This is a genomic window from Kitasatospora sp. NPDC053308, assembly GCF_055585785.1.
Map to the genome: position 1 here is coordinate 160,332 of NZ_JBVJJY010000002.1, position 22,946 is coordinate 183,277.

Genomic DNA, 22,946 nt, shown 5'->3' on the forward strand with positions numbered 1-22,946 from the left:
GCACCACCAACCTGCCAGCGACACAAGGAAAGAGCAGCGCCCATGGCCCGCGACCTCGCCCCCGGCACCGTGCACCGCCGTGGCCGGCTGAGGGTGTACCTCGGCTCCGCGCCGGGCGTCGGCAAGACCTACCGGATGCTCGACGAGGCCCACCGCAGACAGGACCGTGGCGCGGAGGTGGTGGTCGGGTTCATCGAGTGCCACGGGCGGAGGTTCACCGAAGGACTGGTCGACGGGTTGGAAGTGATCCCTCGCACCAGACGGGCCTACCGGGGGGCCGAGTTCGAGGAGATGGACCTCGACGCGGTGCTCGCCCGCCGCCCGTCCGTCGTGCTGGTCGACGAACTGGCGCACACCAACATCCCCGGCGGCCGGCACGCCAAGCGCTGGCAGGACGTCGAGGAACTGCTCGCCGCCGGGATCGACGTCATCACCACCGTCAACATCCAGCACCTGGAATCACTCAACGACGTCGTCCGGAAGATCACCGGCATCCCCCAGCGCGAGACCGTCCCGGACGAGGTGGTCCGCCGGGCCGACCAGATCGAACTCGTCGACATGGCCCCGCAGGCACTGCGCCGCCGGATGGCCCACGGCAACGTCTACAAGGCGGAGAAGGTGGACGCCGCGCTCTCCCACTACTTCCGGGTCGGCAACCTCACCGCCCTGCGCGAACTCGCCCTGCTCTGGGTCGCCGGGCGGGTCGACGAGGGACTGCGCGACTACCGGGCCGCCCACCGGATCGACCAGGTCTGGGAGACCCGCGAGCGCGTCGTGGTCGCCCTCACCGGTGGCCCCGAAGGCGAGACCCTGATCCGCCGCGCCGCCCGGATCGCCGACCGCACGGCCGGCGGCGAGCTGCTCGCCGTCCACGTCACCCGCAGCGACGGCCTGGCCGGCGCCTCCTCCGGCGCGCTCGCCCAGCAGCGACAGCTGGTCGAGGACCTCGGCGGCAGCTATCACATGGTCGTCGGTGACGACGTCCCCACCGCGCTGCTCGCCTTCGCCCGCGCGCATCACGCCACCCAGCTGGTGCTCGGCACCAGCCGCCGCGGCCGGATCAACCGCTTCCTCACCGGCCCCGGCACCGGGCAGACCACGGTGGACGCCTCCGAGGACATCGACGTCCACATGGTCACCCACGAGTTCACCGGCCGCGGCCGACTTCCCGCACTGGGCCGCCGCCACTCCCGGCGCCGCACCATCGCCGGATACGCAGCGGGCCTGATCGTTCCCCTGCTGCTCACCCTCGCGCTGTCGCCGTTCCGCAGCACACTCAACCTCACCACGGACGCATTGATCTTCCAACTCGGTGTCGTGGCCGTGGCGTTGCTGGGTGGCGCGCTGTCCGCCCTGCTCGCCGCGCTCATCGCCTCAGTGCTGCTGAACTACTTCTTCATCCCGCCCCTCCACACCCTGACCATCGACGAAGCCAACAACATCGTCGCGCTGGTGGTCTTCGTCACCGTCGCCCTCACCGTCTCCACCGTGGTCGACCACGCCGGCCGGCTCACCAGCCGGGCCGCCCGCGCCACCGCCGAGGCCGAGACCCTCTCCACCCTGGCCGGCAGCGTGCTGCGCGGCGCCGACGCGCTGCCCGCCCTCCTGGAGAAGTCCCGGACGGCCTTCGGCATGGACTCCGTGGCCCTGCTCGACAGCCTCACGGGAGAGGCCATCGCCCGCAGCGATGCCGAGACGGCCGGGGCCGACGAGGCCGAAGGCCAGGAGACCACCGAGGTGGCTGTGGGAGAACGGGCCGTGCTTGTCCTCACCGGCCGTCGGCTGCCCGCCGCCGACCAGCGCGTGCTCACTGCCTTCGCCGCCCACGTCGCCGCCGCCCTGGAACGCGACCGGCTGGCCGTCGTCGCCGCCGAGGTCGAGCCGATCAAGGCCGCCGACCGGATGCGCACCGCCCTGCTCGCCGCCGTCAGCCACGACCTGCGCACCCCGCTCGCCGCCGCCCGCGCCTCGGTCGGCTCGCTGCGCAGCCCCGACGTCGAGTTCTCGCCCGAGGACCAGGCCGAACTCCTCGCCACCGCCGACGAATCCCTGGTCAAACTCACCCGACTGGTCGACAACCTGCTCGACATGAGCCGCCTCCAGGCCGGCGCCCTCACTCTGCACCTGGCCCGCGTCCCGCTGGAGGACGTCCTGATGCGCGCCATGGACTCGCTCCCCGACCCGTACGCACCGGTCCAGCCGCTCGACCTCGACACCACCCCGGCGGTGCTCGCCGACCCCCCGCTGCTGGAACGCGTGCTCGCCAACGTCATCACCAACGCGCTGCGTCACAACGCGCCCGGCGCCCCCGTCCTGGTCACCGCCAGCCACCACGCCGAGCAGGTCGAGATCCGGGTGATCGACCGCGGCCCCGGCATCGCCCCCGCGGACCGCGACCGGGTCTTCCTGCCCTTCCAGCGCCTCGGCGACACCGACAACACCACCGGCGTCGGCCTCGGGCTCGCGCTCTCCCGCGGCCTCGCCGAGGCCATGGGCGGCAGCCTGGAGGTCGAGGACACCCCCGGCGGCGGAACCACGATGCTCCTCACCCTGCCCGCCGCACCGGAGACGCGGATCGAGGAACCCGACATCGCCCTGCTGGAGAGGAGCGCGGACCGGTGAGCCACATCCTCGTCGTCGACGACGAACCGGCGCTGCTACGTACCCTGCGGATCAACCTCCAGGCCCGGCACTACTCGGTGCTCACCGCGGCCACCGGCCAGGAAGCCCTGGACTCGGCGAGCCAGGCGCCACCCGACGCCATCGTCCTGGACCTCGGCTTGCCGGACTTCGACGGCGTGGACGTGATCAAGGGCATCCGCTCCACGCTGAGCGTGCCGATCATCGTGCTGACCGGGCGAGCCGACATCGAGGACAAGCTCCGGGCGTTCGACGCGGGCGCGGACGACTACGTGACCAAGCCCTTCGTCGTGGACGAACTCCTGGCTCGGTTACGGGCCATTCTGCGCCGGCCGCTGGGCGGCGCCCCGACGGCCCCCGCGCCGTCGGCGCGGATCGGGCCGCACGAGGTCGATCTCGGCGCCGGCACGATCACCGGTCCGGACGGCCCCGTCCGCCTGACCCCGACCGAGTGGAAGATCCTCACCCTGCTACTCGCCAACCCCGGCCGGCTGGTGCCCGGCAAGCAGATCCTGACCGAGGTCTGGGGTCCGGACGCGGCGGCCAACGGCAACTACTTGAGGGTCTACTTCTCCAGCATGCGGCGGAAACTCGAACCCGACCCGGGCCGGCCGCGCCACCTGATCACGGAGCCCGGGATCGGCTACCGGTTCCAGCCGTGAACGCGGGCCGGTCGTCCTCGGCCTCCCGAAGGATCAGGCCGACTTTGTGGACCCGCCTGCCGAGCACCTCTGCGACGATGTCGGGCTGGGCCCGGACCGCAAGCCTCGGGGGGCCGGGGCGAAGACCTGGCGGATCGCTTTGACGAGGCCGCTGTAGTGGACCCCGGCCAGCCCACGCTCGCGGGAAGGGCGCGGAACTCGGCCCAGAACACCTCGGTCTCGGGCCACCGAACAGCAATGACGATCGCGCACTGAGAGACAGCAGCCCTGCACGCATTGTGCCGGGGCCGCGCACCTGGACGGATCTTGCGTGAATGCCTCGTCAAGATGGCCTTCGGCCGCGTAAAGGACTCGTCAGAGCAGGCGGGCAGGTGTTCGGCCGCACCTAGTGTGAGCTGCGAGGAAACGGTTCGCTGCCCGGGCGTGGGGCCTGGCGGCGGACCGTTTGCCGAACCCCGATCCCCGGCGGTTCCTCCGGGGAAGGTTCGGCGGCCAGCGAAAAACAGGGGGAGGGGGGCGCACGGCGATGCCAACGGGAACGTCGGGCGGTACGGCTGTCATGGGGAAAACGGTCGCGTCGGAAACGACTCGGCAGGAGACAGCCGTACCACTCCCCGCGCCGCGCGCCCCCCGCCACTGGCTCGGCCGCTCCTGGCGCAGCCGGGACTGGTGGAATACTCCGCGCCTGGTGCGTGGGCTCACCGGACTCTGCCTCGCCGCGCTTCTCGTTGCCACAACGGCGACCGCGACCGTCCTGGGTGGGGCCCGGGACGGCACGGACGTCATCGGACACCATGCCGCCCCGCAGGTGGTGCGCTCGGCGGACCTGTACTTCGCGCTGAACGACATGGACGCCCAGGCCGCCAACCTGCTGCTGTTCGGCGCCGACCCGGACTACTCCGCGCTGCGCAAGGACACCCTGGACACCTACGAACAGCGGCGCACCCAGGCCGACACCGACCTGCAACGCGTCACGGAGGCGGTCGCGGGCGACGAGGCCGGGCAGCGGGCCGTCCAGACCGTCATCGGTCAACTCGGCCGCTACGAAGCGCTGGTGGCTCGCGCGCAGCTGCTGGAGGACCAGGCCCACGCCCCGGCCGGCCGCCCTTCGGGAGAGGCCCTCGCGGCCTACCGGCAAGCCACCGACCTGCTGCGCCAGCAGTTGCTGCCGGCCGTCGACGAGGTGACCAAGGCCAACGCGGCCGTCGTGGAAGGCAACTACACCGACCAGCGCGACGCCCTGGCCGGCGGCTGGTGGTGGATCCTGCTCACGGGCCTGCTGGCCCTGTTCGCCCTCGGGCTGCTGCAGCGGCTGCTGGCGGTGCGATTCCGGCGGCTGGTGAACCTGCCGTTGGCCGTGGCGAGTCTGCTCACCCTCGTCGGCCTGGTCAGCGCGTTGGCACTGGCCTCGCGGGCGGACGACCAACTGGTGGTCGCGAAGAGCAACTCCTTCGACTCGGTGATCGCCCTCAGCCGGGCCCGCGCCGTCGCGTACGACCTCAACGCCGACGAGAGCCGCTACCTGACCGACCCCGCCCGGGCGGCCGCCTACGAGCAGAGCTTCCTCGACAAGACCCAGTCCTTCGCCCGGGTCGACGGTGCCACCCTCGCCACGTACAACGACCGGCTCGCCGCACTGGCCGACAAGCACCGGGCCGACCACAGCCAGGTGGGCTTCGGCGGGTACCTCGGCGACGAGCTTCGCAACATCACCTTCGCCGGTGAACAGGACGCGGCGGAGCGGGTGTTGACCGCGTTCCAGCAGTACCAACGCGACGACCGGAAGATCCGTGAGCTGAACGCCCAGGGCAAACTCAAGGAGGCCGTCACCTTCAACACCGGCCTCAACCCGGGCCAGTCCAACGCCGACTTCGGCGTGCTCAGCGCCGCGCTCGACGACAACCAGGCCATCAATCAGCGGGCCTTCGAGGCCGCGGTCGCCACCACCGACGACGACCTCGACGCCACTACCGCCGGCCTCGGCGCGATGGCACTGGCGGTGGCGCTCGCCCTGACCGCGTTGGGAGTGCGGCCGCGCCTGCGCGAGTTCGCCTGACGGAGGACACGGGCCGCAGCGCACTTGGCTCATGGCCGTTCGCTGCCCGTAGTCGTAGAAGTGCGAACGGCTGCCATGCCGGCTGCGGCCCGATGCGATCACGCCTCGTTCGCGCTGGTCGAGCTCCGGTGGCTCGCGGTTCTGCTCTGCCGCTGGCCGCTAATGCTCCGATAAGATGGCCGCAGGTGTGCCGGGAAGCCTGGTCGGCGCGGGGGATGACTGCGGCGATCGGGGGCGGTGACCCCGGTTCTTGCGATGGGGTCCTTTCCGCCGATGCACGTAGTGGCGATCGTTCTCGTCCTGGTGGTCCTGGCCACGACCGTGGCCACCTTCGCCGGGCGCCTGCGGGTGCCCGCGCCCTCGCTGCTGGTCCTGGCCGGCATCGCGGTGGCGCTGGTACCCGGTGTCCCCGCGCTGCACGTCCCGCCGCAGGTGATCGGCACGGTGGTCCTGCCGCCGCTGCTGTACGCCTCGGCCGAGGAGCTGTCGCTGCGGGACCTGCGCACGGTCTGGCGGCCGGTGACGATCCTCTCCTTCGGACTGGTCTTCGCCTCCGCCGCCGCCGTCGGCTTCACCGCCGTCGCCGTCGCCGGGCTGCCGCCCGCGATGGCCTTCGTCCTCGGCGCCGTGCTCTCCAGCACTGATCCGGTGGCCGTCACGGCGCTCGGTCGCCGACTGGCGCTGCCGGGGCGGCTCCAGGTGCTGGTGCAGGCGGAGAGCCTGTTCAACGACGCCACCTCGCTCGTCCTGTTCAAGGTCGCCGTCGGCATCGCGGTGGCCGTCGGCGCCTCGGTCAGCGTGCCGGCGGCCGGCGGGGAGTTCCTGCTGCTGGGCGGGGGCGGCAGCCTGGTCGGCGCCGCCGTCGCGGGCCTGGTCTGGCTGGTGCGCCGACGCACCACCGACCCGGTGCTGGAGACGGTCATCGCGCTGGTCACCCCGTACGCGGCGTACGTGATCGCGGAGTCCGCGCACACCTCCGGCGTCACCTCGGTCGTGGTCGCGGGCGTGCTGCTCGGGCGCTCCGGCCACCGGCTCACCGACGCCCACATCCGGCTGCAGCTGCACGCCGTGTACGCCGTGGTGGTCTTCCTGCTGGAGAGCGTCGTCTTCAGCATCGTCGGCCTGGAACTGCCCACCCCTGGTTCGCAACCTGCCGGCCGGCACCGGCTGGTGGCCGCTGCAGGCGCTCGTGCTGGCCGCCGTCCTGATCGCGGTGCGGGTCCTCTCCACGCTGCCGCTGACCCGTGCCGTCAAGCCCAGCCAGGGCCGCGGCCGGCTGTCCTGGCGAGTCGCCGGAGTGGTCACCTGGGCCGGCACCCGCGGCGTCATGCCGCTCGCCGCGGCGCTGTCCATCCCGCTGCTCGCCGACGACGGCACCACACTCACCGGACGCCCCCTCGTCCTGGTGCTCACCACCGCCGTCGTCGTGTTCACCCTCGTCGTCCAGGGCCTCACCCTCGCCGCCGTCGTCAACCGCTCCGGCCTCGCCCTCGAACCCGAACACACCGCCCGCGAGGAGGACGACGCCCGCGACGCCCTCAACCGCGCCGCCCTCCAGCACGTCGAGAACCTCGCCGAGCTGGAAGCCGTCCCCGACACCGCCCTCGACCGGGTCCGCCACGCCCTCACCGCCCGCCTCGACCGCACCCCCGAGACGCCCGACGGCACCACCGCCGACGCCGCCTACCGCCAGCTGCGCCGCGAGGTCATCGCCGTCCAGAGCACCGAACTGCACCGCTTCTACGACGAGCACCGCATCAGCGACACCACCCGCCGCCGCGTCCAGCACGACCTCGACCGGGAGGAAGCCGCCCTCGGCACTCCCTGACGGTCCGCCCGGCCCACTGGCCCTCCGGCGGTGTGCCGGGCAGACAGGTGGAAGCCCGGTACGGCTGCCGAGCCGCGCCGATGCGGAGCCGGAAGCTCAGCGGCCGGGGCGAGCGCGGGGACGAGGTGCGCGAGCGCACCAGAGCACGAGGAGGTCGATCACCACGTTACAGCCGACGAAGGTCAGCAGCGGCGATGAGGGCGAGCGCGCGACGGAGTCGGTAGAGGCCGTCGCGCGTGCCCGTGCCCTGCGGGGAGACTGTCAACCGAACGCCTTCCGGATGTGTTGTCCCACTGCTCGGGCGGCAGGTCGTCCAACCGTCGGACTTCGTGGCGATGGGGCTGCTCCCATGAGAGGCCTCATACGCCTACGGTTTGATACCGGTAAAGTCTCCGAGCGCGCGCTCAGAAGAGCGCGTCCTGGCGCGGGGCGGTGAGAGCGGCAATCGTGGGGTTGAACACGCCAAGGAGCATGAACGTCCTCGGGCGGGCCGCGATGTTACCGACGAAGAAGTGCGTGGCCCGATCGGGCGTGACCATCCTGGTCCACCAGCGCTCGCGCAGGACGTCGGTGAGCCGGTAGGCCGGGTAGGTGCGGCGGAACTTGCGCCACGACTGGCCGGCTTCCCAGTCGTGTAAGCCCATGTCGTGGCCCCGGCAGGTGTCGTCGTCGCAGTGGAAGCGGTAGCGGAACTCGTAGGGCACCCATTCGAGGGGGCGGTGGTCGGGATGCAGCACGTCGGTCTGGTTGACGATGCCGTGCTGCTCCGCGGTCCACGGGTTGGCGTCGGCGAGTCGGAAGGAGTCGATGCGGGCGGGGCGGAAGAGTCCGAGGGAGGTTCCGTCGGCAGCTTGGAGGCGTTTGATCGCGCACAAGGACGGTTGGATCAGCGGTCTGGCGATGTCGAGGCGCTCGGCCCAGCCGTTCCGGCTGCTGACCGTGTGGACGACCCGGAGGGTGTCCAGGTTGGGTCGCAGGCTCTCAGGTCTCCGGTCGGTGTGGTGGCGCCGGACGTCGACCTCGACGACGGAGTACTTCCCGAACTGCTTCTCCTCGTCGAGCAACCGGTGAGGGACTGGGAAGAGCCGCACATGCCCCACCGGGTCGGTGTCCAGGCGGATACCGGCGACGCAGCATGTTTCCAGGTACTTGTGCGAAACGTCGGGATACGTCTTGACCGTGATCAGGATGCGCGCTCGTTCCCAGCCCGATGCCACCATTCCAGCCCCCTGGTCTGACTCCTGTCACCATTGGGCGGGCACGGTGCCGAATGCGCAAGGGTGCGTGTCCGGCGTGGAGTTGCAGCGGATCAAGCCAGGGCGGCGACGGGCAGCGCGGTTCGCTGGTGCAGTTCAGCCAGGACGGCCTGGCGGTGGCAGCGGCGCTCGTCCTGCTCGAAGCACAGCACTGCCACCGAACGCTCGACGGCCAACCCGGCCAGTTCCTCCAGCTCCCGGCGGGCCGGTTCCGTCGCCAGGACGTCGGCGAACGCCGCCAGGCCTTCGCCGACGCGACCGTCCCAGAACGGCGCCCGATTGTCCTTCGGGTTGCCCAGCGAGCGCAGGTGCACGTAGGAGATGTCCGCCTCGGCCAGGGCTGCGCTCAGCCGCGACTTGCTGAACCCAGGTTTGCGGCTGATCGGCGTCAGCCGGACATCCGCCACCGCGTCCACGCCCGCGTCGACCAGCGCCGCCACGAACGAGTCGATCGTGCGGCCCTCGTAACCCGTGGACCACAGACCTGGCGCCGAAACCGCGGCCGCCACCAAGTCGTCCACCGTCATCTCCAGGACTCGCGCCAACGCCGCGATGGTGAACAGTCCGGGCTGCGCGACGCACTCGGTCTCTAGACGGGACAGTGTGCGCAGGGGTACGCCGGCTGCGGAGGCCAACTCGGTTCGGGTCAAGCCGTGATCCTCTCGCAGTGCTCGCAGCTGGCGACCCAGGCGGTGGGCGCGAGCACGCTCGGAGCTATCGGCAGAAGAGCGACCAGACATGCCAGAGATCCTAACGAGGGGTCAGCTCAGTTCCGTCGCCGCATCCCCGATCGGGTGAAGTCCTCCAGCGACGTCGGGAGCGGCAAAGTGCTCGGGCGTCTCTGACCGGCATTCCGGGCTCGCCGCTCCGGGTGCCGATCATCGCCGCAAGCGTCCAGGACTACGCTGCGAGCAGGCAGTTGCTGACCCAGGCCGCCACCGCCCAGACCCTACGGGGAACCTGACCTCAGAAGTCAGGAACGAAACGCCCAGTCAGACCTCGCTGAGGGGGACGTTCGGGTCCTCCAGGCGGTCGACGTCCACGGCGCGCTTGGAGACGATCAGGTCGCGGATCGGGTCGGTGACGTCCCAGATGTTCATGTTCATACCGGCGAGGACGCGGCCGTCCTTGAGCCAGAACGCGATGAACTCGTTGGCCTTCACGTCGCCCCGGAACACGACCCGGTCGTAGCCGTCGGGCTCGACGTAGCCGAGGTATTCCATGCTCAACTTGTCCCGTGAGGCCACCGGCTCGTTAGGATGCCGGGGTGTCCACTCGGCATCGGTGAAGAAGTACGGGACCCGGTCGTGGACCGCGTCCGGGTGGCCGAGCAGGGCGCGGGCGGCGGTCTGGGGCTGGTTGAGGGCGTTGGCCCAGTGCTCGACCCGGAGGTGCCTGCCGAACAGCGGGTGGTAGGCGTTGGCGACGTCGCCGGCCGCGTAGACGTCCGGGTCGGAGGTGCGCAGGTGCTCGTCGGTCTTGATGCCGTTGTCGACCTCCAGCCCGGCGGCCTCGGCGAGGCCGGTGGCGGGGGAGATGCCGACGCCGACGACGACCGCGTCGGCCGCCACCGTCGTCCCGTCGTCGAGCCGCACGCCGCTCACCGTGCCGCCGTCGCCGGTCAGTTCGGCCACCTTGGCGCCGAAGCGCAGGTCCACGCCGTGCTCCCGGTGCAGGTCGGCGAAGACCTGGGCGACCTCCCGGCCGAGCACCCGCAGCAGCGGCAGTTCGAGCGCCTCCAGCACCGTCACCTCGGCGCCGGCCTCGCGGGCGGCGGCCGCCACCTCCAGCCCGATCCAGCCCGCGCCGATCACCGTGATCCGGGCGCCCGGCCGCAGGGCCGCCTTGATCCGGTCGCTGTCCTCGACCCGGCGCAGGTACAGCACGCCGTCCTGGTCCGCGCCCGGCACCGGTAGGCGGCGCGGCACCGAGCCGGTGGTCAGGAGCAGCTTGGCGTACTCCACCCGGCCGTCGTCGGCGAGCGTGACGGTGTGCGCGGCCGGGTCGATCGAGGACACCGCCGTGCCCAGGCGCAGCGTGACGTCGTGCTCGGCGTACCACTGCGGGGGGTGCACGTAGATCTTCTCCCGGGCCGTCTTGCCCAGCAGGTAGCCCTTGGACAGCGGCGGCCGCTCGTACGGCCGCTCGTGCTCCTCGCCGATCAGGACGATGCCGCCCCGGTACCCGGCCTCGCGCAGCGCCTCGGCCGCCTTCGCGCCGCCGAGGGACGCCCCGACGATCACGATCGGGCGGTCCTGCCCGCCGCCCGCTCCAGTGGTGCCGCTGTCCGTGCCCGCCATGTCCCGACTCCTCGTTCTCCGGCCCTGAATCGGGGCCAGCCTGCCGCCGTCCGGGTGGTGTGTCGAGGCCGGGCCGGGCGCGCCGCGCCACGCTCGCCCGTACGGGTGAACGCCGGGGCGGGCGCGGGGCCGGGTGGCCGGGCGGTGCTACGGGGTCATCGTGTCCCTGACCAGCGCGGGGTCGGTGACCTGCGCGAAGCGGAGGACCGGGCTGACACGGACGGTGACGTGGCGGGCGACCCGGGCCGCGAGCGGTTCTCCAGGGGTCTTGGGGACGGCCGTGTAGCGGGCCGGGACCACGTCGTCCTCGTCGTCCACGACGGAGGGGTCCCACGGAGGCGTCCCACACAGGGGTCCCACGGAGGTGTCCTCGTGCTGGGAGGGCCGGGGGCACCTCCCGCACCCGGCGGAGCCGGAGGCGGCGGCCCTGGGGATCTCGCTCGGCGCCGGCTCAGCCCCAGGCCATCTCGCCCATGACGACCTTGGTGCCGATGTCCACCGCGATCCGCAGCCCCAGGTCGGGGAAGCGCCGCTCCAGGGACTCCTTGGCTGCGGCGGCGTCGGCGGCGCGGCCGATCTCGGTCTCGAAGGCGCGCAGGTAGGCGCGGGTGTGGTCGACGGCGTTCAGGTCCGTGGGCGCGCCGGCGACCCGGTGGCCGGCCGCTACCCAGGCCGGGTGGAGGGCCTCGATGCCGTCCAACAGGTCGATCCAGGCGGCCCGTTGGGCGGAGGTCGGGGTGTCGGCGGTCCACACGTGCAGGCCCTCGAAGAGCAGCACCCCGCCGAGCACGGCGCGGTGGTGGTGCTGCCACAGGTAGTGCCGGTCCGGCAGGTGGAAGTCGGCGCCGCGCACCTCGAAGCGGTGGCCCTCGAAGACGATCTCGTCACCGTGCAGGACGTCGGGCCGCACCAGCCGGGTCGGCAGCTCGGGGCCCAGGTGGGACCAGGCGCGGAGCTTGTCCTCGTAGGTCTGCTGGATGTGCTCGACGGTGGAGGCGGTGGCCAGGAACCGGGCCTGCGGGAAGGCGTCCTGGACCTCCTGGGCGCCGAAGTAGAAGTCCGGGTCGCCGTGGCTGACGAAGACGGTGGTCAGCCGCTTGCCGGTGGCCGTGATCCGCTCGACCAGGCGGCGGCCGTCGGAGCGGGTGAATCCGGCGTCCACCAGGAGGGCGTCGTGCGGGCCGGTGACCAGGACGGAGGTCTTGTTGAGCGAGCTGTCGGGGCTGTCGATGATCTCGAAGTCGAGAGCACTCACGATCTGGGTCCTTCCTCGGGCCGGGCACGCCTCGCCGTCAGCATCGGCGTTGGGCGCGGTGCCCGCATCCGGAGCGCGGTGCCCGGCGTTCGGAGGACGGTGCCGCACCCGGGGGAGCGGTGCCCGGCGTTCGGAGGACGGTGCCGCACCCGGGGGAGCGGTGCCCGCGTTCGGTGGACGGTGCCCGCATCCGGAGGGCGGTACCCGCATCCGGGGCGCGGCCTCCGGCCGGGAGGGGTCAGCCGGCCCGGGTCCAGAGCGCGAGGTCGCTGCTGGTGGCCACCGCGAGGGTGCGGCCGGTGGGGGAGAAGCCGGCCGCGCGCAGGGTGGACCAGCTGGAGTCGAAGACCTGCCACCAGGTCTCGCCGTGCTCGCCCTGCCACGGCCCCCGGCCGGTCGCCAGCAGCACCCGGTGGTGCGGCCACTCCGGCGCGGCGACCTCGACGTGCCAGCCGCCCTCGGCGGTCGTGTGCAGACCGCCGCCCCAGGACCCGGCCACCGGGATCCGCACGTCCGCGACCTGGCCGAGGCCGGGGCAGCAGAGGTCCGGGCCGTCCGGGTCCTCCGCCGGGTCGTGGTCGCGCGCCAGCTTGAGGCCCGTCACCGCGTCGAACAGGCCGTGTCCGCGGGTGGAGACCGTCAGCACCAGGTCGTGCCCGCTCTCCGGGTGGACGGCGAAGCCGATGCCGAGCAGTCCGCCGACGGCGATCGTCCCCCGGCCGACGGGCCGCCACGGCTCCGGCGGGGCGGTCAACGGGGCGGCCAGGATCCGGTCGCGGAGGCGCTGCTGCTGCGGGGTCAGGGCCATGAGGCCGATCATCCCACCGGGTCGGGGGCGAGGCCCGGGGCCGTCGGGGCCGGGGGTGGACCGGGCGTGCTACTGCGCCGGGCCCAGTCGCAGCACCGCCAGCGCCCCCAGCGCGGTGGCCGCGGCGAGCGGCACCCACAGCGCGCCCGGCCCGGTCGCCAGCAGCGCCGTCACCACGGCCGGCGCCGCCGCCCGGCCCACGCCCATCGACAGCTCCCAGCGCGCCAGCGCCCGCCCGAGCAGGTGCGGCGGGGCCACGGCCGCCACCAGCGCCGTACCCGAGCCGGTGTAGAGGATCTCGCCCAGTGTGTACACCACCGAGACCACGGTGATCCCCACCGCGCCCGGTGTGCCGCCCAGCGCCCCGGCGCCCCAGAAACCCAGGTACGAGACGGCCAGCAGCGCCCCCGAGGCGGCGAGGACGGCGTGCCGGGACCGGTTCGCCAGCCGCAGCACCAGGGCCAGCTGCAGGGCGATCACCAGCACCGTGTTGCCGACGAACAGGCCCGAGGACCAGGCCGCGGAGGCGTGCTGCCGGAGCACCAGCAGCGTGGGCAGCGCCACCTCCAGCACGTCGAAGCAGAACGCGTACGGCAGGTTCGCGAAGCTCAGCAGGGTGATCCGGCGCAGCGGTTCGTGCCGCACCCGCGGGTCGCCCTGCGGGTCCTGCCGCCGGTCCTGGCGCCTGTCCTGGCGCGGGTCCTGCCGCCGGTCCTGCCCCCGGTCCCACCGCCGGTCCTGCCCCCGGTCCCGGCGCGGGTCCTGCTGCTGGTCCTGGCGCGGCGTCTCCCGGTCGGCCCGCACCCGCAGCGAGCCCACCAGCACCGCCGCGCCCAGGCAGGCCACGCCCGTCACCCCGGCCAGCAGCCGGATCGCCTCCGCCCCGCCGCTCACCGCCACCGTGGCCAGCAGCGCGCCCAGGCCCAGCCCGGCGTTGCGCACCGACCGCCCGGCGGCGAGCGCCGCGTCCCGCAGCCGTCCCCCGGTCAGCGTGCTCACCACCGCGGCGTGCGTGGTCGGCCAGGACTGGCTGCCCACCCCGAACAGCACCGCCGCCGCCGTGAACCCCGGCAGGCCGTCCGCGAGCAGCAGCGTCAGCGCGCCCGCGGCCCGCAGCAGCAGGGTGGCGGCGGCGGGCAGCGTCCGGGCGCCGCGGTCGATCCACCGGCCGGTCAGCGGCACCACCAGCAGGCCGGCCACCATCCCGGACGACAGCGCCAGCCCGACCGCGCCCGCGCCGAGGTGCAGCAGCGCGATCCCGTACAGCAGCAGGAACGGCCGCAGCAGGCCGCCGCCCACCGCGTCCATCGCCAGCGCGACGGCGTACCGGGGCCCGCCGGCGGCGGTCAGCAGGCTCAGCAGGGCCGACGGGTCGCGGCGGCCGACGCCGATCGGCGGGGCGGGCGGCTGGCCGGTGCGGACGGCGGCGTGGTCATGGACGGACTTCTCCTGGACAAGGCTCATGGCCGGTACCGTCCGTCCGGGCCGGGGCCTTGAGCACGTCGATTGACGGTTCCCGTCAATCGACGGGAACCGTCGGCGGACCGGGTGGAAGGATCAGCCGCGTGAGTGTGACCATCGACATCACCGGGCTGTCCGACGAGCGCCTGCTCTTCACGCCCTCCCCGCTGGCCGAGCTGAACGCCATGCTGCACGTCCTCGCCGAGCCCGAGCACCACCCGGCGCTGCACGGCTGGGCGAGCAGCACCACCGCGTCGATCCCGCCCGAGCTGGCCGAGCGACTGCTGGAGGCCGACTTCCTCTGGCGCTCCTCGCGCGCCGACTTCCTCGTCCCCGGCCTGCCCGGCGCGACCCTCGCCGAGGAACTCGACGCCGTCGACCGGATCGACGACGAGCTGTTCGTCGCCGGAGCCCTCATCACCACCTGCGGCTCCTCCCGGCTCACCCCCCGCACGGCCTCCCCGCTGACCGACCCCGTCGCCAACGAGCGCGCCCGCGAACTCGCCCTGGCCCGCGGCCCCCGGCAGGCCGCCTTCGCCGACCGGCTGCTCGCCGACCCGCCCGCCGTCCGGGCGCTGGTGCGGCGGATGCTGGAGGACTGCGTGTCCGCGTTCTTCGCCGACGCCTGGCAGCGCGTGCTGCCCGACCTGGCCGCCGACGCCCGGCGCAAGAGCGACCTGCTGGCCCGTCGGGGCCTCACCGAGACGCTGGCCGCCGTCTCGCCGTCCGTGTCGCTCGACGAGGGCGGCGGCCGGCGGCGGATCGTCGTCGACAAGCTGCAGGACAGCACCACCAGCGCCGTCGACAACGGCGGCGTCACCTTCATCCCCACCGCCTTCGGCCGCCCGCACCTGCTGGTGGTCTACGCCCCCGGCTGGCGGCCCGTCCTCCAGTACCCGGTCGCCGAGGCCGGACTGCCCGAGCCGGTCTCGCTCGCCCTCGTCCAGCAGCGCCTGGAGGCGCTCGCCCACCCCGTCCGGCTGCGCCTCGCCCGGACGATGGCCCGCGGCCCGCACACCACGGGTGAACTGGCCTCCGCCTGGGACCTCAGCGCGCCCGAGGTGTCGCGCCACCTGGCCGTGCTGCGCAAGGCCGGGCTGCTCACCACCCAGCGCCGCGGGCGGTACATGCTCTACCAGCTCGACCTGTCGGGCAGCGCCCGGCTGGGCTCGGACTTCCTGGAGGCGGTGCTGCGGTGAGCGGCGGGGCGGGTGGGAACAGAGGGCGGGCGGCACGCGTTCGTCCGGGCATGACCGACGACGCTGCCGCTTCCGCCGCCCCCGCCTCCGCCTCCGCCTCCGCCGCCTCCGCCTCCGCCGCCTCCCGCGCCTCCGCCGCCCCGGCCCTCGCCTCCGCTGCCTCCGCCGCCTCGCCCTCGTCCGAGCCCGAGGTGCTCCGCTACGCCGCGTTCGCGACCCGCCCCGAGGGCGGCAACCCGGCGGGCGTGGTGCTCGACGCCACCGGGCTGACCGACCGGCGGATGCTCGCCATCGCCGCCGAGGTGGGGTACTCCGAGACCGCCTTCCTGACCGCCGGTCAGGGCGAAGGGACGTACCGCGTCCGGTACTTCAGCCCGCTCGCGGAGGTGCCGTTCTGCGGGCACGCGACCGTGGCCTCCGCCGTCGCGCTCGCCGAGCGCACCGGCCCGGGGCGGTACGTCTTCGCGACGGCGGCCGGGGACGTCCCGGTCGAGGTCGCGCCCGGCGCCGACGGGCTGCTGCGGGCCACCCTCACCAGCGTCGAGCCGAAGGTCGAGGAGGTCCCGGCCGCCGACGTCGAGGAGGCGCTCGCGCTGCTCGGCTGGTCCGCCGCCGACCTGGACCCGGCCCTGCCGCCCCGGTTCGGCTACGCCGGTGCCCGGCACCTCGTCCTGGCCGCCGGCACCCGCGCCCGACTGGCCCGCCTCGACTACGACTTCGACGGCCTGGCGGCGTTCATGCGGGCCCGGGACCTGACGACCCTCCAGCTCGTCTGGCGCGAGGCCCCGGAGGTCTTCCACGTCCGTGACCCCTTCCCGGTCGGCGGCGTGGTCGAGGACCCGGCCACCGGCGCCGCCGCGGCCGCCTTCGGCGCGTACCTGCGCGAGCTGGGCGCGGTGACGGCCCCGACGGTGCTGACGCTGCACCAGGGCGAGGACCTGGGCCGCCCGGGCGTGCTGACGGTCGACCTGCGGGCGGAGGACGCGCGGGTGCGCGTCTCGGGCACGGCGGTGGCGATCCGGTAGGAGGGGCCGACGGCCCGGAGCGGATCAGTCCCGGGCGGGCGAGGGCTGCAGGAGGACCTGCTCGCCCTCGCCCCTCGGCTCCTCGAAGTCGGCCAGGTAGCGGGCGAACAGGGCCTCCCCGACGGTCACGGCGTTGGCGCCCCGCTGCCCGTTCCGCACCGCGAGGCGGCGCTCCAGCGTCGCCCGGTCGGCCTTCAGGTGGACCAGCTCCCAGCGGGCCCCGTGGCTCTCCACCAGCGCCTTGTAGTCGTCGCGGGCGGCCCGGCTCCAGAAGCTGTAGTCGACCACCACGTCACGCCCGGCTCTCATCAACTTGACCAGCTCCAGGCGCTGTTCGGCGCGCACCTCGTCCTTCAGCCGGTCGAAGGCCGCCTCCGCCAGCGCCACGCCGGCGTCCTGTCCGCCCAGGCGCTGCCACACCACCTCGTCGAGCGAGAGTCGGACGTAGCCGCGCCGCACCAGGCCCATCGCATAGGTGGTCTTGCCCGCGCCGGGCAGACCGCACATCAGCACCACCGTGCTCGACCGCTCTGTCATGCCGCCAGGTTAGGCGCCCGGTATCGTGTCAGGGGGGAACGCCTCGACGACAGAAGGCCTCCGGTGCCCGATCCCGTGCCCGATCCCAGGCCTGTTCCCGGGCCCGAGGCTGCGCCCGACGCCGTGCGCGATCCCGTGCCCGAGGCTGCGCCCGACGCCGCGCTGAGGCAGGCGCTGCGGTGGTTCCGTGCGGTGCGGTCGCGTAGGCCCGACGGCGACGATCCGGGCCGCCTCGCCGACTGGTACGAGGCATGGGCCGACGCGCCGGCCGCGTTGGCCGTCCGGCTCGTGTTCGCGTCCGACCGGGAGCAGGCCGCGGCGGAGGCGGCGCGGGCGCGGGCCCGGGCGGTGGCGTTCCGGACAGTGGTGTCCGGCGAAGCGGCGTTTCGGGCAGTGGCGTTCCGGGCGGTGGGGCAGCGCTCGGTCCGCCCCGAAAACCCGTGGCGCCCGGTCGCGCCGGTGGGCGAAGCTGCCCGGATGCGACACGCGAACCACCGGACCGTCACGGTCGATGTCACCCACGGCGACGAGTACTTCGGCGAGTTGGGCCCCTTCGAGGTGGAGAGCCCGGGGTGGTCCTCCGTGGAGGGGGTCGTGGCAGGGGCCTCCAGGCTCGCCGGGGTGCCGGTGCTGGTGCTACGGCTGATCGAGGGCGAGGGCGAGGAGACCGGCAGCGGCGGGCGGGTGCGCTACCACGCCGAGGCGCTGCAGCGGCCGGAGGAGCTCGACGCCCGACCGCCGGCCGGTGACACCGCGGCCCGGATCGGGCCCGCCGAACGCCGTGCCGTCTGGGCCACGCCCGACGGGCTGCGGCAGGCGCTGGCCTGGGCGGAGGCGGAACTCGCCCGGATCGGGCGCCCGCAGAGCGGGCCCGCGCGGCAGATCCGGACCTGGAACCTGTCCGGCCTGTTCCGGATCCCCACCGCGACCGGTGTCGACGTCTGGCTGAAGACCACCACGCCCGCGTTCAACGCGGCCGAGAGCGAGGTCGTCGCCCTGCTCGGCGGTGTCGATCCGACGCTCGTCCCGACCGTCCTCGCCGCCGACCGGGACGGCGGCCGGGTGCTGCTCGACCACGTGCCCGGCGAGGACTGCTGGGGACCCGAACCCGGGACCGTCACCGATCCGGTGCCCCGGCTGGTCGCCGCCCAGGCGGCCCTGGCCGACGGCCGGGCCGCCGCGGCCGCACTGCGTGACCGCACGCCGCGGGCCCTGCTGACCCAGCTGGAGACCCGGCTGGACCAGCTCGCGGAGGAGACCGACCTGGCCCCCGCCGAACTCGCCGCGCTGCGTGACCTGCTAGACGAACTCCCCGCGGCTGCCGATGAGTTGGCGGCCTGCGGACTGCCGGAGACGGTGCTGCACGGCGACTTCCACCCCGGCAACTGGCGCGCCGAGGACGGCGGCCCGGCCACCGTGATCGACTTCGCCGACGCCTGTTTCGGCCACCCGGCCCTGGACGGGCTGCGTCCGCGCGACTTCGTCTCGCCCGAGGCCTGGCAGCACCACGCCCGGGTCTGGACCGGCGCCTGGCTGCGGCACGCCCCCGGCTCGGACCCGGTGCGCGCCCTGGAACTGGCCGAGCCCTTCCACCACCTCGCGTACGCGCTGCGGTACCAGGAGTTCCTCGACCACATCGAACCGAGCGAACGCCCCTACCACGAGGGCGATCCGGCGGGCGAGCTGCGCCGGCTGCTGCGGGCCGTGCGGGTGTCGGGTGCCTGACGACGGATCGTAGACTGCCGGAGTGGAACGACCGACCACGGCGACCGGGCCCTCCGTGCTCCCCGAGCTGCCCCTGCAGGAGCTGGAGTGCTTCTCCGTCCTCGTCCACCAGCTGCACTTCGGGCGGACGGCCGAGCGCCTGGGCCTCTCCCAGAGCCGGGTCTCGCAGCTGATCAAGCGGCTGGAGGCCCGGGTCGGCGCCCCGCTGTTCCGACGCACCAGCCGCCGCGTCGAGTTGACCGAGCTGGGGCGCGCCCTTGCCGAGCAGACCGTGCCCGCCTTCGAGCGGCTGCGGGACGGCTACGCCGCCGCCCGGGACCGGGCGGGGGCCGCCCGGCCGCTGCGGCTGGGCTTCCAGTGCGCCGTCTACGAGCCGGTCGCCCGGGCGATCGCGTGCCTGCCGGAGGGCACCGCCCGACTGGTCGAACTGCCCTGGGCGGACCCGTTCTCGCAACTCGCCCGGGGTGACGTCGACCTGGCCATCGTGCTCGCCCCCTGCCGGGAGCCGGAGCTCGAGGTGCTGCTGGAGTTCTCCCGGCAGCCGGTGTGCGTGGCCGTCTCCGCCGCGCGGCGCGTGGGCGGGGCGGCCGGTGTCGGCGCCGACGAGCTGGCCGCGCTGCCGCTGATCGAGCCGCGCGGCCCGGCCCCCGCCTACTGGCGCGAGGTCAACGCGCCCCGGTGGACGCCGGACGGGCGGGCATTGGTGTACCCGGCGGGCGCCGCCACCATCCAGGAGGGCCTGTCGATGGTGGCCGGCACCGGCCGGGGGCTGCTGCTGTGCGAGCGCAGCACCGCGTACCTCCAGCGGCCGGACATCCGCTTCCTGCCGGTGCCCGACCTGGCGTCGACCACGCTGGCGGTGGTGCAGCACGAGCGGCGGCCGCACCGGATGACGGCGGACTTCGTCGAGCTGCTGGTGCGGCACGTCGACTGAGCGCGGCTGCCGTCCCTGCCGGTGGCCGTCCCCCTGGCTGTCGTCCCTGGTTGCCGTTCCGCAGGGCTGCCGTTCCGCCCGGCTGCCGTCCCTCTGGCTGCCCTCCCCGGCTACCGTCGCCCGGGTGCGGCCGGCCGGGACAGCAGGGTGAGCAGCAGGCCGGCGCCCGCCAGCGCCGCCGCGGTGAACAGGACGGCGTGGGTGCCGGCCCGGTCGACGACCAGCCCGCCGGCCAGCGAACCCAGCGCGATGCTCGCGTTGAACACGCCCGCCCAGAGGGCCGCCGTGGCCTCGATCCGGGCCGGGGCGGCGGTGCGGATCCAGGTCTGGGTGGAGACCGACACCCCGCCGTAGGAGACGCCCCAGACCACCAGGGCGAGCAGGACGGTGCCGACGCCGCCGGTGGCGTACGGCAGCAGGACGGCGGCCAGGGTGACACCGGCGAGGGCGAGGCCGACGGCCGTCCTCGGACGGCGCCCGGAGAGCGGGCCGAGGGTGAAGTTCCCGGCCACGCCCGCCAGTCCGTACACCAGCAGGCAGCCGGCGATGACGCCGCTGCTCAGACCCGCCTCGGCTTCGAGGACCGGGCGGACGTACGTGTAGCCGGCGAAGTGGCCGAGCACGACCAGGGCGGTGACCGCGGCGCCGGTGGCGACGCCCCGGTCGCGCAGCGCGCCACCCGGGCCGCCCGACCGCCCGCGCTCCGTACCCGGCGGGACGGGCAGCGGCGGCAGCGCCGGCAGGGTGGCGGCGAGGACGGCGGCGGAGGCGGCGCCGAGCAGGGCGAGCGCCCAGAACGCGGCGCGCCAGTCGAGCAGCGCGGCGAGGTAGGTGCCCAGCGGGACTCCCAGGACGGAGGCGATGGACACACCGGAGAAGATCACCGTCATCGCCGTGGCGACGCGCGGACCGTCGGCCAGGCGCGGGCCGAGACTCGCCGCGAGGCCCCAGACGATGCCCATCGCCACGCCGAGCAGCACACGGCCGACGGTCAGCACCGCGAGGTTCGGCGCGAGGGCGGCCAGCGCGTCGGCGGCGGCGAGCAGCAGCAGGAAGGCGACCAGGACGGTACGGCGGTCGCGCGGCCCGATCAGCGCGGGGGTGAGGGGGGAGAGGACGGCCGCGATGAGGCCGGTGACGGTGAGGGAGAGGCCGGTGGCGCCGTCGGAGATGCCGAGGCCGTGGGACATGGGGGTGAGCAGACCGACCGGCATCATCTCCGAGGAGACCAGGGTGAAGGTGGCGAGGGCCACGGCGAGCACCGGTGACCAGCGGAGGCCGGCGGGCGGGTCGGACGGGGGTGCGTCGTGGGTCCGCTCGCCCGGGAGGGCTTGAGTGCGCGCCGTTCGCGCGTCGGTCGTTCGCGCGTGGGTCGTTGCCGCGCGGGTCGTCGTTGCCGCGTGGGTCGTTCGTGCGTCGGTCGGTGCCGGGCGGATCGTTGCCGGGGGGTGGGTCGTTTCCGCGTCGGTCGTTTCCGGGTTCGTCATGCGGCCAGCTGATCAGCAGGCCGGAGGACCGAACAAGATCGATCAGCTCATCGATCGATGAGCCCGGCTCATCGATGGGGCTGCCCCGGTGGTGCCCGCCGCTGGGGTCGGGGTCGGCGGGCACCACCGGGGAGAGCAGGTTCCCTCGGGGAGGGCGGGCCCCGGGGGTGCCGGCCCCGGGAGAGCTCACCCGAGGTCACCCCCGGGAAAGGGCCCCCGGGAGGGGGTCACTCCGCAGGGTCGATCCGGTGGCCGTCGCGGGCCGCGTGGAGGGTGAGCGCCTCGACCGGGCAGAAGTCCACCGCCTCGGTCAGCCGGTCCGTCAACTCCGCCCCGCCGTCCGCGTACCCGGCCAGCGGAGCGGCGAGTCCGTCGGCGCCGAGCGCCAGCGAGTCGGGGGCGCTGCGGGCACACATCCCGGAGCCGATGCAGCGGTCCCGGTCGACCCGGACGATCACCGCTTCGGTGTCCGCCCGGCTGGTCACCAGGCCACCCGGAGGGAGTGCGGGCTGCGGGTGAGCAGGCCGCGCCGCCAGTCGATCCGCTCGACCGGCTCGGTCAACCGGAGGGCGGGCAGCCGGCGGGCGAGGCGGTGCAGGGCGAGTTCCAGCTCCATGCGGGCCAGCCAGGCGCCCAGGCAGTGGTGCGGCCCGGCGCCGAAGGTCATCGTCGGCGCGGCCAGGGGGGAGAACAGCTCGCTGAGCAGGTCCTCGGTGAACACCTCCGGGTCCCGGTTGGCGGCGCCGGTGTCGGCGGCGACCACGCTGCCGGCCGGGATGACCACACCGCCGATCTCCACGTCCTCGACGGTGCGGCGCATCAGCCCGGGCATGTGCTCGTGGGCGTCGCCGAGCGGCACGGCGCGCAGCAGCTGCTCGGTCGCGGCGGCGGCGCTGGCCTCGTCGGAGGCGAGCTGCTGCCAGGCCTCCCGGCCGTCGGTGAGCAGGTAGACCAGCGCGTTGCCGAGGCTGGTCATGGTGGTCTCGTGGCCGGCCACGACCAGGCCGACGACCAGCGAGACCAGCTGGTCCTCGGTGATCGAGCCGTCCTCGGCGGCGGCCGCCAGCAGGCTGCTCACCAGGTCGTCGCCGGGCTCGGCGCGGCGCTCGGCGATCACCTCGGCGCCGAAGGCGGTGAACTCGCGCATCGCGGTGACGATGGCCTCGGCGGAGTAGGCGGTGGCCGAGAGCGCGTGGTCGCTCCAGTGCGCGAGGCGCTTGGTGTCCAGGTTGTCCAGGCCCATCAGCCGGCTGATCACCGTGACCGGCAGCGGCCGGGTGTAGCCGGCGACGATGTCGGCGGGGGAGCCGTGGTCCATCAGTTCGTCGATCAGGGACTCGACGACCGAGGCCACCCACGGCTTCCAGCGGGCGATCGCGCGCGGGGTGAAGGCGCGTTGCACGGTGCGGCGCAGCCGCTGGTGCTCGGTGCCGTCGATGTTCAACATGCTCTGCGGGTTGTCCAGGATGTTGGGAACGACCGTGATCGGCGGCGCGTCCGGCGCGTAGAGCGGGGCGCGGCCCAGGCGCGGGTCCGTCAGCACCTGGCGCACGTCGGCGTGTCGGCTGACCAGCCAGACCGGGGTGCCGGTGGGCAGCGCGGCCAGCCGGGGCGGGCCGGGTTCCAGGTGGCGCAGGCAGTGCAGCGGGGGGAGCGGGGCGGTGCCGGTGCCGGCACCGGTCGCACTGTTCTCGGTGGACATCCGTACTCCAGACTCCAGGGCGATGGGCCGCGGGGGCGGCCCGACGGGGGGTGGATCGGAGGATGGTGCGG

Annotated in this window: 19 protein-coding genes and 1 pseudogene; 9 read left to right on the forward strand and 11 right to left on the reverse strand. The window is 73.9% G+C overall.

Going from position 1 to position 22,946, the window contains the following annotated elements; genetic code table 11:
• Positions 1 to 42 precede the first annotated feature (42 nt).
• The 5 genes and pseudogenes from ACZ6Y7_RS06010 (at position 43) to ACZ6Y7_RS06030 (ending at position 7,186) form a co-directional block, all read left to right on the forward strand.
• A complete protein-coding gene (locus ACZ6Y7_RS06010) occupies positions 43 to 2,622 on the forward strand; it encodes an ATP-binding protein (protein ID WP_465756610.1) in 2,580 nt (859 codons plus the stop codon).
• A complete protein-coding gene (locus ACZ6Y7_RS06015; RefSeq protein WP_465756611.1) occupies positions 2,619 to 3,302 on the forward strand; it encodes a response regulator in 684 nt (227 codons plus the stop codon). Before ACZ6Y7_RS06010 ends, ACZ6Y7_RS06015 begins: the two co-directional genes overlap by 4 nt.
• A 688-nt stretch (positions 3,303 to 3,990) precedes the next feature.
• Positions 3,991 to 5,358 carry a hypothetical protein gene (locus ACZ6Y7_RS06020; RefSeq protein WP_465756612.1) on the forward strand — a complete coding sequence of 456 codons (1,368 nt, stop codon included), beginning with the start codon at positions 3,991 to 3,993 and terminating at the stop codon, positions 5,356 to 5,358.
• Positions 5,359 to 5,631: 273 nt separating this feature from the next.
• A pseudogene (locus tag ACZ6Y7_RS06025) lies at positions 5,632 to 6,447 on the forward strand (cation:proton antiporter); the annotation flags it as partial.
• A gap of 100 nt (positions 6,448 to 6,547) precedes the next feature.
• Positions 6,548 to 7,186 (forward strand): cation:proton antiporter domain-containing protein, encoded by a 639-nt coding sequence (locus ACZ6Y7_RS06030; RefSeq protein WP_465756613.1) that lies wholly within the window; start codon positions 6,548 to 6,550, stop codon positions 7,184 to 7,186.
• 404 nt (positions 7,187 to 7,590) lie between these two features.
• On the opposite strand, the gene ACZ6Y7_RS06035 is transcribed toward ACZ6Y7_RS06030, so the two are convergent.
• From ACZ6Y7_RS06035 to ACZ6Y7_RS06065, 7 genes are all read right to left on the reverse strand, one after another.
• Positions 7,591 to 8,250, reverse strand: coding sequence for a hypothetical protein (locus tag ACZ6Y7_RS06035; RefSeq protein ID WP_465756614.1), 660 nt, complete (start codon positions 8,248 to 8,250; stop codon positions 7,591 to 7,593).
• A gap of 245 nt (positions 8,251 to 8,495) precedes the next feature.
• Positions 8,496 to 9,182: a DUF488 family protein, N3 subclade gene (locus ACZ6Y7_RS06040; protein WP_465756615.1), complete on the reverse strand. Its 687-nt coding sequence runs from the start codon at positions 9,180 to 9,182 to the stop codon at positions 8,496 to 8,498.
• A gap of 252 nt (positions 9,183 to 9,434) precedes the next feature.
• Positions 9,435 to 10,742 (reverse strand): NAD(P)/FAD-dependent oxidoreductase, encoded by a 1,308-nt coding sequence (locus tag ACZ6Y7_RS06045; protein ID WP_465756616.1) that lies wholly within the window; start codon positions 10,740 to 10,742, stop codon positions 9,435 to 9,437.
• 147 nt (positions 10,743 to 10,889) lie between these two features.
• Entirely contained in the window at positions 10,890 to 11,060 is a 171-nt protein-coding gene (locus tag ACZ6Y7_RS06050) for a hypothetical protein (RefSeq protein ID WP_465756617.1), read from the reverse strand.
• Between the two features lie 133 nt (positions 11,061 to 11,193).
• Positions 11,194 to 11,997, reverse strand: a complete 804-nt coding sequence (locus ACZ6Y7_RS06055) for an MBL fold metallo-hydrolase (RefSeq protein ID WP_465756618.1) — start codon at positions 11,995 to 11,997, stop codon at positions 11,194 to 11,196.
• A gap of 238 nt (positions 11,998 to 12,235) precedes the next feature.
• Complete coding sequence (locus tag ACZ6Y7_RS06060; protein WP_465756619.1) at positions 12,236 to 12,805, reverse strand: hypothetical protein; 570 nt, start codon at positions 12,803 to 12,805, stop codon at positions 12,236 to 12,238.
• 69 nt (positions 12,806 to 12,874) lie between these two features.
• Entirely contained in the window at positions 12,875 to 14,269 is a 1,395-nt protein-coding gene (locus ACZ6Y7_RS06065) for an MFS transporter (RefSeq protein ID WP_465756620.1), read from the reverse strand.
• A gap of 101 nt (positions 14,270 to 14,370) precedes the next feature.
• Between ACZ6Y7_RS06065 and ACZ6Y7_RS06070 the strand changes: the two genes are divergently transcribed.
• The gene (locus ACZ6Y7_RS06070; RefSeq protein WP_465756621.1) at positions 14,371 to 15,465 is read left to right on the forward strand and encodes a DUF5937 family protein; all 1,095 of its coding nucleotides are present in this window, start codon (positions 14,371 to 14,373) and stop codon (positions 15,463 to 15,465) included.
• Positions 15,466 to 15,515: 50 nt separating this feature from the next.
• Positions 15,516 to 16,490 (forward strand): PhzF family phenazine biosynthesis protein, encoded by a 975-nt coding sequence (locus ACZ6Y7_RS06075; protein ID WP_465756622.1) that lies wholly within the window; start codon positions 15,516 to 15,518, stop codon positions 16,488 to 16,490.
• Between the two features lie 24 nt (positions 16,491 to 16,514).
• Here ACZ6Y7_RS06075 and ACZ6Y7_RS06080 read toward each other — a convergent pair whose 3' ends face one another.
• Positions 16,515 to 17,027: a P-loop nucleotide/nucleoside kinase family protein gene (locus ACZ6Y7_RS06080; protein WP_465756623.1), complete on the reverse strand. Its 513-nt coding sequence runs from the start codon at positions 17,025 to 17,027 to the stop codon at positions 16,515 to 16,517.
• A gap of 477 nt (positions 17,028 to 17,504) precedes the next feature.
• On the opposite strand from ACZ6Y7_RS06080, the gene ACZ6Y7_RS06085 reads away from it, so the two are divergent.
• Together ACZ6Y7_RS06085 and ACZ6Y7_RS06090 are read left to right on the forward strand one after the other, a co-directional pair.
• Complete coding sequence (locus ACZ6Y7_RS06085; RefSeq protein ID WP_465756624.1) at positions 17,505 to 18,752, forward strand: phosphotransferase family protein; 1,248 nt, start codon at positions 17,505 to 17,507, stop codon at positions 18,750 to 18,752.
• 22 nt (positions 18,753 to 18,774) lie between these two features.
• The gene (locus tag ACZ6Y7_RS06090; RefSeq protein WP_465756625.1) at positions 18,775 to 19,686 is read left to right on the forward strand and encodes a LysR family transcriptional regulator; all 912 of its coding nucleotides are present in this window, start codon (positions 18,775 to 18,777) and stop codon (positions 19,684 to 19,686) included.
• A gap of 110 nt (positions 19,687 to 19,796) precedes the next feature.
• On the opposite strand, the gene ACZ6Y7_RS06095 is transcribed toward ACZ6Y7_RS06090, so the two are convergent.
• The 3 genes from ACZ6Y7_RS06095 to ACZ6Y7_RS06105 all read right to left on the reverse strand — a co-directional run bounded on the left by ACZ6Y7_RS06095 (position 19,797) and on the right by ACZ6Y7_RS06105 (position 22,875).
• Positions 19,797 to 20,948, reverse strand: coding sequence for an MFS transporter (locus ACZ6Y7_RS06095; protein WP_465756626.1), 1,152 nt, complete (start codon positions 20,946 to 20,948; stop codon positions 19,797 to 19,799).
• Positions 20,949 to 21,400: 452 nt separating this feature from the next.
• On the reverse strand, positions 21,401 to 21,658 hold the full coding sequence (locus tag ACZ6Y7_RS06100) for a ferredoxin (protein ID WP_465756627.1): 258 nt from the start codon (positions 21,656 to 21,658) through the stop codon (positions 21,401 to 21,403).
• Positions 21,655 to 22,875, reverse strand: coding sequence for a cytochrome P450 (locus tag ACZ6Y7_RS06105; protein ID WP_465756628.1), 1,221 nt, complete (start codon positions 22,873 to 22,875; stop codon positions 21,655 to 21,657). The genes ACZ6Y7_RS06100 and ACZ6Y7_RS06105 overlap by 4 nt, the downstream gene beginning before the upstream one ends.
• Between the last annotated feature and the right edge of the window lie 71 nt (positions 22,876 to 22,946).